Raw genomic sequence first — 12,308 nt, 5'->3', positions numbered from 1 at the left:
AGACATATGATGGCAACAAAAGGAGGAGAGCGTATGCAGCCATTTTACTTTTTCACCGGATTTCCCGGTTTTATAGCGACTCGTCTGATCAAAGCATTGCTGATCCGCAACCGGCACGCCTCTTTTGCCCTATTGGTACATCCTAGCCAGATGGACAAGGCAAAAAGAGAACTGCAAGCGCTTACAAATAAAGGTCATGGAACACCAGAGCAATTTGAACTGATCGCAGGCGACATCACCCAGCCGTATCTGGCGATTCCCCCAGATGTTCATACCCTGCTGCAAAACCGTATCACACACGTCTTTCACCTGGCCGCCATCTATGACCTCGCCGTACCAAAGGACCTCGCTTATCAGGTCAATGTGATCGGTACCCAAAACGTTAACAACTGGGTGCTCACGCTAAAGAAGCTGGAGCGCTATATCTATTTCAGCACCGCCTATGTCTCCGGTGACCGTGTCGGCAAAATCTATGAGCACGAGCTTACGATGGGGCAGGCATTTAAGAATCATTACGAATCTACCAAATACGAGGCCGAGGTGCTCGTTCAATCCATCCGAGCCAAAGCACCGACTACCATCATCCGTCCGGGGATCGTCGTCGGGGATGCCAATACGGGGGAGACGGTCAAATTCGACGGCCCGTATTTTATCATGCGATTCCTCGATTTTTTCAGCCGCTTCCCGATTCCTTATGTAGGGGAAGGCAATGGACTCTTCAATATCGTCCCGGTCACCTATATTATCGATGCCACGATCCATCTTGCACACTCACGCCAATCGGTGGACAATGTCTATCATCTCACCGACCCCAATCCATACCGGGCCAAACGAGCTTATGAACTGATCGCCAAGCAGCTTTTGCAAAAGGAGCCCACATGGATGCTTCCAACCAGCATGGCCTCCGCCGCACTCAGCATCCCCGCACTGCGTCAATGGATCGGGATTGAAAGAGAAACCTTGATCTACTTTAACGTTGAAGGCGATTATGACAACACACAGGCACAGGCCGATCTGACAGAGGCAGGGATTACATGTCCGGATCTGTCTAGCTATCTGCCTGCGATTGTAGGCTATTACCAGGAGCATCGGGCAGATCCTGAAAAGGCGATCATGATTACGTAGCAACAAGGAGAATGTGATTGACAATGATAAAGATGGACACTGCATCAAGAAGGGTAACTGGCTACCCTTCTTTTTTCGCGCAAAAAAAGACCTGATCCCTACTTCTGATCAGGCCAAACGAATGAGAAAAAAAACGAACGTCTATTTATATTGTCGGAAATTCTTCATATATTATTTAGTGAGAAATAACTGGAAATACAAGCCATATACTAGGAAAGCACTCATCATCAATAGACAGGACTGGAAATATGCTCTACAAAAACCTACAATAATGAAAAAAGCGCTATGCGAAAAGTCAGGTGAACTATGCGAATCCAATGCCATTTTCAAGCTGTCATTCATCAAGCAGATGACGAACGTATCGTTTTTGACCTGTACCACGAATATGTATCAGACACTCTTCAGCCGGTCCAAAAGCAGCGCGACCTGCTCCGCACCGGTGTTTCGTTGCCGCGCCAATATTTCGATTTCCTCGTACATAACGGAGCCCTTCAGGTGCAGGGAGCCGGAGCAGAACCGTACAAGCCAAGACAGGTGAAGCGGGTGGCAATCGGCATGAATATCAAGTCGCTTGGAGCTACCGTGCTGTTTGATATGTGCTTCTCACCCCAGACCTATAAGCTATGGCAAAATACCGACGCGATGATCGAAGAGATTGCACTGTCCGCTGATCTGTTTGAAGAGTACGTGTACCGCCTTGGCGCATTGAGTCGCTTCCGTTATCTGGGCCGTGTCGAAGATCCTCTGGTAGCTACCGAACTCGGCGAAAATGATATGATCGAGTTCAAGCGTGATTTTCTCAACTCCAAGCATGCCATCATCAAAGCAGTCATCGCCTTCGCCAACAGCAACAACGGCAATCTGTTTCTTGGTATTGATGACGACGGGAAGATCATCGGTATCAATGAAGAATTGAAGATGTACGAATCGGCCCAACAAGCCAAAGCCGCCCCAGATGAAATCTCCTCCAGCGCCATCGACCGCTACCTGCTGGCTATTACCCAATACATACAAGCCAAAACCACCCCGATGTTAAGCCCATTCCCTAAGATCACACTGAAAAAAATCCAAGACAAATACGTCGTCGCCATCTTTACCGAAGTCAACTCTGATCTCATCTGTGGATTGGACAAAAACGGAGACAAATACGTCGCAATCCGCACCAATAACCAGTCTGTCATCGTCAGGGACCCGCATCAAATCGGCGAGGTCTATGTCAAGCGCAGGCTTGGCAGTGAAGTAAGCCGTCGTCTGGGACTTCTCTAAGCCAGACCTTTCGTCAAAGCAGGTTGAGACTGTTGGAGGAGGATGGATGGATGAAAAAAAGCTTGCTCTCCATGTTGACCGCGGTAATCACCGCATGGATGGTTACCGGCTGTACTTTGGGGACCCAACAGCAAGAGGATGGAAAGCGAAATCAAATCACCCAAAGCATAGAAGCTGTCGACCGTGTCACCGTATTGGCTACTAATGGTCAGGAAATCTCGCTGAACCTGGCAGCTTTTAGCAAAGGTCTCGATATTCACGGTACCGCCCAGCTCTCTCGTACCGAAGGCTCTTTGTCCAAAAGCGAAATCCGGTACACACTGATTGCCTACCGCTCTAGCGAAGCCCCGCTTGTGATGGAGATCGGTGAGGATGCCGTCCAGTACAATCAGGTGACCTATCGGGGAGTGGGAGCGCAGCAGTTTTACGGATTTATCCGACAGTTGGCAGGGGAGGCACTCTTTCGCAGCAAGAAACCAACAGCAGTCGAGCTGCATGCGGATGATCAGTATACCTATAAGAAGCTGACCGACAAGGAGAACGCGCTCGTACTTGCTGCGATGAGTAAAGCAGGGTACGAGCCACAGCCACCACAAGTTCCGTTTCCCCTCTATCCCCATTACAGACTCAAGCTTGCCTTTGCTGACGGAGTAGCCGATGCCGTGATCGTCACTCCAAGCCTGTTGGCCGTAACGCTCGGCAATGACACCTTGTATTATCAGATCAATCAAGAGCTGTTTTCCCAGACGACCGAATGGCTGCCCGTCCGTCCGGCATCCGAGGTACTTGAGACACTTTATAAGGCTTCTAAGCTAAGCATCCGCTCCACGACCGACGCCAAGCTGCATACCACATGGGAAGCAGACGAATCGATCAGCAAGCAAGGCGCGATCCAACAGCTTGTCCGCATTCTGCATCAAGCCCCGGAAGTTACGGTACCAGCAGAAGGGGTGGGGCCAGCCGCAGCCGTCCTGACCTTTTGGATCGCGGATACCACCGAACGGAGGATTACGATATACGCCAACCATTTTGCGGTAGATGATAAGCTCTTTCACCGACCAATGATCGGACAAAACATTCAAAATCTGTTATCTACAAAAGAATTTATCCAATTCCTTCATGAGAATTTGAAGAATTGGTGAGGATAAGAGTATCGTTTTGAGTGACTTTTATCGAATAGTGTCGTAAAATAGGAACGTCATGATCAATTGGCAGGAGTTTCTCGACAGATAGAGAATCCCTTCAATGGGTCATAGCTAACCTGTCAATCGAATCCAAACTGCCATAGGAGGATGGGTAATGAACATTCATGAGTATCAAGGTAAAGAGATACTGAAGAAGTACGGTGTGAAAGTACCTGAAGGTCGCGTAGCGTTCACCGTAGACGAGGCTGTTAAAGCGGCTGAAGAGCTGGGTACACAAGTAGTAGTAGTAAAAGCACAAATCCACGCTGGTGGTCGCGGTAAAGCGGGCGGCGTAAAAGTTGCAAAAAATCTTGAAGAAGTGCGTACATATGCTACCGATATTCTTGGTAAAGTTTTGGTGACCCACCAAACCGGCCCAGAAGGTAAAGAAGTAAGACGCCTTCTGATCGAACAAGGTTGCGATATCAAGAAAGAATACTATGTAGGGATCGTCGTAGACCGTGCGACTAACCGCGTAGTTATGATGGCATCTGAAGAGGGCGGTACTGAGATCGAAGAAGTAGCAGAACACAGCCCTGAAAAAATCATCAAAGAAGTAGTTGACCCTGTAGTAGGTCTGACTCCTTTCCAAGCACGCCGTCTTGCGTTCGCGATCAACATTCCTGCTGAACTCGTGAACAAAGCAGCGAAATTCATGCTCGGTCTCTATGAAGCATTCGTAGCAAACGACTGCTCCATCGCTGAGATCAACCCACTCGTAGTAACCGGCGACGGCGAAGTGATGGCTCTCGACGCGAAGCTCAACTTCGACTCCAACGCTCTTTTCCGTCACAAAAACATCCAAGAACTTCGTGACCTCACCGAAGAAGACGAAAAAGAAATCGAAGCATCCAAATACGACCTCGCTTACATCGCACTCGACGGTAACATCGGTTGCATGGTTAATGGTGCAGGTCTTGCGATGGCAACGATGGACATCATCAACTTCTACGGCGGCAACCCTGCGAACTTCCTCGATGTAGGGGGCGGGGCAACTGAAGAGAAAGTAACCGAAGCCTTCAAAATCATCCTCTCCGATGACAAAGTAAAAGGCATCTTCGTTAACATCTTCGGCGGCATCATGAAGTGTGACGTAATCGCGAACGGTGTAGTCGGTGCAGCGAAACAAGTGAAACTCGACAAGCCACTCGTAGTACGTCTCGAAGGTACGAACGTAGAGCAAGGTAAAAAAATCCTCAGCGAATCCGGTCTCAACATCGTTGCGGCTGAATCCATGGCTGACGGTGCAGAAAAAATCGTTGCACTTGTAAAATAAGACAAGCCCTGCAACAATCTGTCTACACAAGCGTACGACGAAATCAGAATTAAAGGTGGGAAACTTACGCGATGAGTATTCTTATTAATAAAGATACCAAAGTTATTACACAAGGTATTACAGGCGCGACAGGTCTTTTCCATACTCGTCAAGCAGTTGAGTACGGAACAAAAATGGTTGGCGGTGTAACACCAGGTAAAGGCGGTACTGAAATCGACGGTCTGCCAATCTTCAACACTGTTAAAGAAGCTGTAGCAGCAACCGGTGCGAATGCATCTGTCATCTACGTACCACCAGCATTCGCTGCTGACTCCATCATGGAAGCAGTAGACGCAGAACTCGACCTCGTGATTTGTATCACAGAAGGTATCCCAGTTCTTGACATGGTAAAAGTACGCCGTTACATGGAAGGCAAAAAGACTCGTCTCATCGGTCCAAACTGCCCAGGCGTAATCACTCCAGGCGAGTGTAAAATCGGTATCATGCCAGGCTACATCCACACTCCTGGTAAAGTAGGGATCGTATCCCGCTCTGGTACCCTCACATATGAAGCGGTTCACCAAACATCTACCCGCGGCATCGGTCAATCCACTGCCGTTGGTATCGGTGGCGACCCTGTAAACGGTACTAACTTCATCGACGTACTCCAACTCTTCAACGAAGACCCAGACACCGAAGCAGTTATCATGATCGGTGAAATCGGTGGTACTGCAGAAGAGGAAGCAGCTGAGTGGGTAGCAGCTAACATGAAGAAACCAGTTATCGGTTTCATCGGCGGTCAAACTGCGCCTCCAGGCAAACGCATGGGTCACGCAGGTGCGATCATCTCCGGCGGTAAAGGTACTGCAGCTGAGAAAATCGCGAAGCTTGAGTCTTGCGGTATCCGCGTAGCCAAAACTCCAGCTGTCATCGGCGAGACACTCGTAGAAGTTCTCACTGAAAAAGGCATGCTCGACAAAGTAACGGTAAAAGCATAAGCTTTACGGATCAACTTGCTTTCTGCTGATCATGTAAGCGGGGAGTGAGCAGAAAAGACGTCCTTTTGGGGCGTCTTTTTTTATTTTTTCATGCTGTGTCCGTCTTTCGTATGCTCCACTGGTTCTATTCCTGACCTATTTTTGTCTGAAAATCGAAAATTTTTTGAACATCGCTCTGTCTTTTTCTATGATAAAAGGAGGGAAAACGTATGGGAGGCGACCGCATGAAATCAGCACCATCCACATCATTATTTCACCAACCGTTGGAGGAAAGGGATTATCTCTACGCACTTACCTGTATCGAAGGAGTTGGACGGCGTACGATTCATCACTTGTATAACAAATATGGTTCATTATCCTCATTGACACATTTATTACCAAATGAGGAATCTTGGTATGAGACTTTAAGACTACCTCCAAGTGTACGGCAACAAGTGCTGTTCGAGATCAATCCTGATCGTGTGACAGCACGCAAAAATGCCCGTCTACAGGCAGGTTTGGAGTTCATTTGCTTCCTCGACGAAATTTTTCCTTCTATATTAATAGAGATTCCTGACCCTCCTGTTTTGCTCTTTTACAGAGGGGACATCACCCTGCTGCAACGGCCCATGCTGGGGATCGTCGGGACACGCACTCCTTCGACATATGGCAGACATGTTTGTCAAACTTTCGCGAAAGACTTGTCGAATGCAGGCTTTATGATCGTCTCCGGTCTGGCTCAGGGGATCGATGCCGAAGCTCATCGCACCGCCCTTGAACAAGGTGCTGGCACCATCGGCGTACTGGGCTGTGGCATCGATCAGATCTACCCGACTCATAACCGTCCGCTGTACCTTCGCATGGCTGAGAGTGGATTGATTCTCTCCGAATACCATCCCGGCACGAAGCCACATCCTGGATTTTTCCCGGAGCGAAACCGTCTGATCAGCGGGCTTTCTCTCGGTGTCTTGATCGTCGAGGCAGCTGAGCGCAGCGGTTCACTGATCACCGCAGATTGTGCGAATGAACAGGGGCGTGATGTGTTTGCGATCCCCGGACCGATTTTTGCAAAAGGCAGCACAGGGACGAATAACTTGATCAAGCAAGGTGCAAAGCTAGTAACAGATTCTAAGGAAATTTTGGAGGAATACGCGCACCTGAGCAGCCTGTTTTCACCTCTGTCCGGACAAAAAATCATCTCACCAGATTTACCTGAGGAAGAGCGGTATTTGCTTGGTGTCTTGACGACAGAACCGCTTCATTGGGATGAGATTTTTACCAGAATTTCCATAGAATACAGGCCGTGTTTGGACCGTGATTTAGTACGTCTGGAAACTAAAAATTTGATCCAATCCCTCCCCGGCGGCTATTATGTTAAACATCGTGATGAATAAAAATCAACGGATAGCCGTTTGACAAATGAAAAAGCATATGTAATATTAGGGGAGATTCATGTAATGAAGGGGGAGGAAATATATGGCGGATACGCTTGTGATCGTCGAGTCCCCGGCGAAAGCTAAAACTATTGGTAAATACTTGGGTAGCAAATATATCGTGAAAGCATCTATGGGCCATGTCCGTGATCTCCCAAAGAGTCAGATGGGTGTAGACGTAACGAATAAATTTGAGCCCAAATACATAACCATTCGTGGGAAGGGCGACATCCTGAAGAGTCTGAAGGATTCCGTGAAAAAAGTAAAAAAAGTCTATCTCGCAGCCGACCCGGACAGGGAAGGGGAAGCGATTGCCTGGCATCTTGCGCAATATCTGAATCTGGATCTAAGCCAACCGCTCCGTGTGGTGTTCAATGAAATTACCAAGGATGCGATCAAAGACGCTTTTAAGCATCCACGCCACATTAATATGGATCTGGTTAACGCCCAGCAAGCGCGCCGCATCCTTGACCGCTTGGTGGGTTACAATATTTCACCAATCCTATGGAAAAAAGTCCGCAAAGGGTTAAGTGCAGGACGCGTACAATCTGTAACGGTTAAGATGATTAATGACCGTGAAAAAGAAATCAATGCATTTGAACCAGAAGAGTACTGGACCATTACCAATGCGATGCTGAGCGCGGGAAAAGCATTCGAAGCTCGTTTCCATGGATACGGGGAAGAAAAAGCAGAGATCAAATCCGAAGCAGAAGTAAACGAAATTCTCGAACGGATCAAGGACCAGCCCTACGTGGTGCAAAAAGTCCTCAAGCGTGAACGTAAGCGCAATCCAGCGGCACCGTTCATTACCAGTTCCCTGCAGCAGGAAGCAGCCCGTAAGCTGAACTTCCGTACGGCTAAGACGATGATGGTTGCCCAGCAGCTGTACGAGGGGATTGATCTTGGCAAAGAAGGCACAGTCGGTTTGATCACGTATATGCGTACCGACTCCACCCGGATTTCACAGACCGCACAGGAAGAAGCCAAGACCTACATTCTGGAACAATTTGGACAAGAGTACATCATCACAGAGCAGCGTCCGCAATCCAAGAAGGAAAAAGAGAATGCACAGGATGCCCATGAGGCGATTCGTCCGACATCTGTTATGCGTACACCAGACGAGCTCAAGGAATTCCTGAGCCGTGACCAATTGAAGCTGTACCGGCTGATTTGGGAGCGTTTCCTTGCAAGCCAGATGGCCTCTGCCGTACTCGACACCATGACCGTCGATATCAAAGTGAACGGAATCTTCTTCCGTGCCACCGGTTCTAAGGTTAAGTTCCCAGGCTTTATGAAGGTTTATGTGGAGAGTACTGACGATGGAGGCAAAGAGGAAGACAGCTTCCTGCCGCCGATCGAAGAGGGACAGACGCTCGAAGTGCAGAATATCGAACCGAAGCAGCACTTCACCCAGCCGCCGCCACGCTATACAGAGGCACGTCTGGTCAAGACGCTGGAGGAAAACGGCATCGGCCGTCCATCCACCTATGCACCTACCCTTGAAACCATCCAAAAACGCGGCTATGTCGCACTCGAAGAAAAACGCTTCGTTCCAACCGAACTGGGACAGATTGTCATCTCCCTGATCGAAGAGTTTTTCCCAGAAATCCTTGATATCGAATTCACCTCTCAAATGGAGAGTAACCTAGATAAAGTCGAAGAAGGCATGTCCGAATGGGCCAAGATCCTCGATCACTTCTACGGCGATTTTGCCAAACGGATCGAAGTAGCCGAAGAGCAGATGCAAGAGATCGAGATTAAGGACGAAGTCTCCGATGAGATCTGCGAGCTCTGCGGTAAGCATCTCGTCTACAAGATGGGACGCTACGGTAAGTTCCTCGCTTGTTCCGGCTTCCCAGACTGCCGCAACACCAAGCCGATCGTCAAAGATGTCGGCGTAAAATGTCCAACATGTGAAACCGGACAGATTGTCGAACGTAAAAGTAAGAAGAGCCGGGTTTTCTTTGGATGCAACAACTACCCAGAATGCGAATGGATCAGCTGGGACAAACCAATCCCGCGCAACTGTCCAAAGTGCAACAGCATGATGGTCGAGAAAAAACGCAAGAAGCAAGGCGTCAGCAATACATGTACGGCTTGTGACTACCAAGAAGAAGTAGATTCCTAGAAACTTTATAGAACACACGGCAGCAGCAATAACACACTAGCAGAAGCACACACAGCACGGGAGGATGTACCCAATGACACAACCATACGTAACAGTCGTAGGCGCAGGGCTTGCCGGTAGCGAAGCTGCGTGGCAGATCGCTCAAGCCGGAGTCCGCGTCAGACTCTACGAGATGCGCCCAATCCGTCAGACACCAGCGCATCACACCGATAAGTTTGCGGAGCTGGTCTGCTCCAACTCACTCCGCGCCAACACACTGACCAACGCAGTCGGGGTATTAAAAGAAGAAATGCGCCGACTTGGCTCTGTCATCATCGAATCTGCGGACACGTGCGCAGTACCGGCAGGTGGAGCGCTTGCGGTAGACCGTCACGAGTTTGCCGAGCATGTCACCAACAACGTCCGCAATCATCCGCTGATCGAAGTTATTAATGAAGAAATAACCCAAATCCCAGAAGGCATCGTCGTCATGGCGACCGGCCCGCTCACATCACCTGACCTGTCCGCTCATCTGAAAGAACTGACTGGTGAAGAGTATCTCTACTTCTACGATGCAGCGGCTCCGATCATCGAAAAAGACTCCATCAACATGGACAAAGTCTTCATCGCTTCCCGCTATGACAAAGGGGAAGCAGCCTACATCAACTGCCCGATGAATGAAGAAGAGTTCAACCGCTTTTACGAAGAACTGATCGCCGCAGAAGCAGTGCCGGTCAAAGAATTCGAAAAAGAAATCTTCTTCGAGGGCTGCATGCCAATCGAGGTCATGGCCTCCCGTGGACGCCAAACCATGCTGTTTGGTCCACTCAAGCCGGTAGGTCTCACAGACCCCCGCACCGGCAAGTATCCATATGCAGTGGTTCAGCTTCGCCAGGACAACAGCGCAGCTACCCTGTACAATATCGTAGGCTTCCAGACCCATCTCAAATGGCCTGAGCAAAAACGCGTGTTCCAGCTCATCCCGGGTCTTGAAAACTGCGAGATCGTCCGCTACGGCGTAATGCACCGCAACACCTTTATCAACTCACCAAAACTCTTAAACCCAACCTACCAGTTCCGCAACCGCGAGACTCTGTTCTTCGCCGGTCAGATGACAGGGGTAGAGGGCTATGTGGAATCAGCAGCAGCGGGCCTGGTAGCCGGACTCAATGCAGCACGCCTCGCAAAAGGCGAAGAGCTGCTTGTCTTCCCGCAGGAGACCGTAATCGGAAGTATGGCACACTACATCACACACACGGATGCGAAGCATTTCCAGCCGATGAATGCCAACTTCGGACTGCTCCCAAGCCTGCCTGTCAAGATTCGCAATAAAAAAGAAAAAAATGAAAAACTGGCTGAGAGAGCGCTGGAGACAATTCAGAATTTTACACAAATCAGACACAATTTTAGTTGATATCGGTAAAATTACTGTGTTACTATATAGGTGATTTGAGGGGTGTTCGCCTGAGATGGACAAAACCGAAGAATTATCTACCTGGGTTGAAAATTTCATCCGCTATTTGAAAGTGGAGAAGAATGCTTCCCCGCATACCTTACGAAGTTACGTAGCTGATATTAATGAATTTGTTACTTTCATGGAACAGCACCAAATCTCCGTATTTGCTGCTGTTTCTTCTTTGCACGGAAGATCTTTTCTGACTTACTTGGTCAAAAAGAATATCGCGAAAAGAAGCATGGCACGAAAGTTATCCAGTCTGCGTACGTTTTTCGGCTTTTTAATGCGAGAAAAACACATCGATCACAATCCATTTCAGCTGGTTTCGACTCCGAAGCTGGAGAAGAAGCTGCCTTCATTTATGTACCCGCAAGAGATTCAGACACTGCTGGATCTGACCGCACAGGCAGAGAATGCGCTTGGAGAGAGGGACCGTGTCATTTTTGAGCTTCTGTACGCGAGTGGGATGCGTGTATCAGAGCTGACGACACTTACGGTTAACTCGCTTGATTTATATACGGGCGTTGCACTTGTGTATGGGAAAGGTTCAAAAGAGAGATATGTACCGATCGGCAGTTATGCCATTGATGCAATTTGGAGATATTTAGAGCAAGGGCGAAAAGAATTATTGCGCGGCAAGGATGATCCCGGACATTTGATTCTGAATTACCGGGGGGAACCACTGTCAGACCGGAGCGTACGGCGGGTCGTCGATAAGTACGTTACGGAGGCCTCCATGCATCTACATATTTCACCACATACCTTTCGACATACATTTGCAACACATTTGTTAAATGGAGGCGCGGATTTGCGCACGGTACAGGAACTTCTTGGTCACGTCAATCTTTCCACAACTCAGATCTACACGCATGTTACGAAGGAACGGTTGCGAGAGGTGTACAATCACGCACATCCACGTTCACACAATACTGGGAGGTGACCTCTTACATGGAAAAGTTTCATGCAACTACGATATTTGGTGTTCATCATAAAGGTGAGGCAGCGATGGCTGGTGACGGGCAAGTGACCTTTGGCAACAGCATGGTCATGAAGAACGGCGCGAAAAAAGTACGGCGTCTCTATCGTGGCGAGGTGGTCGCCGGTTTTGCCGGGTCTGTCGCTGATGCGATTACGCTGTTTGAAAAATTCGAAGGCAAGCTCGAAGAATACCACGGCAACCTGCAACGTGCAGCGGTAGAGCTTGCGAAAGAATGGCGCGGAGATAAAATCCTCCGTCAGCTCGAAGCCATGATGATCGTCATGAACCGTGAACATCTGCTCCTGATCTCCGGTAACGGGGAAATCATCGAGCCAGATGACGGAATTCTCGCGATTGGCTCCGGCGGAAGCTTTGCACTTGCAGCTGGACGCTCTCTGAAGAACTACGCGTCACATCTGAGCGCGAAGGAGATTGCCGAAGCGGCACTGAAAACGGCTGCTGAGATTTGTGTATTTACCAATTCCAATATTGTTGTGGAAGAAATCAAAGGGTAGGAGGGTATGCC

10 protein-coding genes are annotated in these 12,308 nt (G+C 48.9%); all 10 read left to right on the top strand.

Annotated features, from left to right (window positions below; genetic code table 11):
- Nucleotides 1-33 precede the first annotated feature (33 nt).
- Nucleotides 34-1,125 carry an SDR family oxidoreductase gene (locus FGI41_RS05900; RefSeq protein ID WP_139489005.1) on the top strand — a complete coding sequence of 364 codons (1,092 nt, stop codon included), beginning with the start codon at nt 34-36 and terminating at the stop codon, nt 1,123-1,125.
- Between the two features lie 306 nt (nt 1,126-1,431).
- On the top strand, nt 1,432-2,391 hold the full coding sequence (locus tag FGI41_RS05895; protein WP_139489004.1) for an AlbA family DNA-binding domain-containing protein: 960 nt from the start codon (nt 1,432-1,434) through the stop codon (nt 2,389-2,391).
- 50 nt (nt 2,392-2,441) lie between these two features.
- Nucleotides 2,442-3,533 carry a hypothetical protein gene (locus tag FGI41_RS05890; RefSeq protein WP_139489003.1) on the top strand — a complete coding sequence of 364 codons (1,092 nt, stop codon included), beginning with the start codon at nt 2,442-2,444 and terminating at the stop codon, nt 3,531-3,533.
- A gap of 157 nt (nt 3,534-3,690) precedes the next feature.
- A complete protein-coding gene (gene sucC, locus FGI41_RS05885) occupies nt 3,691-4,851 on the top strand; it encodes an ADP-forming succinate--CoA ligase subunit beta (protein WP_139489002.1) in 1,161 nt (386 codons plus the stop codon).
- A 71-nt stretch (nt 4,852-4,922) separates the two neighbouring features.
- On the top strand, nt 4,923-5,828 hold the full coding sequence (gene sucD, locus FGI41_RS05880) for a succinate--CoA ligase subunit alpha (protein WP_139489001.1): 906 nt from the start codon (nt 4,923-4,925) through the stop codon (nt 5,826-5,828).
- A gap of 224 nt (nt 5,829-6,052) precedes the next feature.
- Nucleotides 6,053-7,201, top strand: a complete 1,149-nt coding sequence (gene dprA, locus FGI41_RS05875) for a DNA-processing protein DprA (RefSeq protein WP_176560132.1) — start codon at nt 6,053-6,055, stop codon at nt 7,199-7,201.
- An 82-nt stretch (nt 7,202-7,283) separates the two neighbouring features.
- On the top strand, nt 7,284-9,368 hold the full coding sequence (gene topA, locus FGI41_RS05870; RefSeq protein WP_139488999.1) for a type I DNA topoisomerase: 2,085 nt from the start codon (nt 7,284-7,286) through the stop codon (nt 9,366-9,368).
- A gap of 73 nt (nt 9,369-9,441) precedes the next feature.
- On the top strand, nt 9,442-10,761 hold the full coding sequence (trmFO, locus tag FGI41_RS05865) for an FADH(2)-oxidizing methylenetetrahydrofolate--tRNA-(uracil(54)-C(5))-methyltransferase TrmFO (protein WP_139488998.1): 1,320 nt from the start codon (nt 9,442-9,444) through the stop codon (nt 10,759-10,761).
- A 55-nt stretch (nt 10,762-10,816) separates the two neighbouring features.
- Entirely contained in the window at nt 10,817-11,743 is a 927-nt protein-coding gene (gene xerC / locus FGI41_RS05860) for a tyrosine recombinase XerC (RefSeq protein ID WP_139488997.1), read from the top strand.
- Nucleotides 11,744-11,751: 8 nt separating this feature from the next.
- Complete coding sequence (gene hslV / locus FGI41_RS05855; RefSeq protein WP_139488996.1) at nt 11,752-12,297, top strand: ATP-dependent protease subunit HslV; 546 nt, start codon at nt 11,752-11,754, stop codon at nt 12,295-12,297.
- Nucleotides 12,298-12,308 lie beyond the last annotated feature (11 nt).

Source organism: Brevibacillus dissolubilis (assembly GCF_006170445.1).
GTDB lineage: Bacteria > Bacillota > Bacilli > Brevibacillales > Brevibacillaceae > Brevibacillus_B > Brevibacillus_B dissolubilis.
Note: the sequence above shows the minus strand (reverse complement) of the source record. Positions and strands in the feature narration are given on the sequence as shown.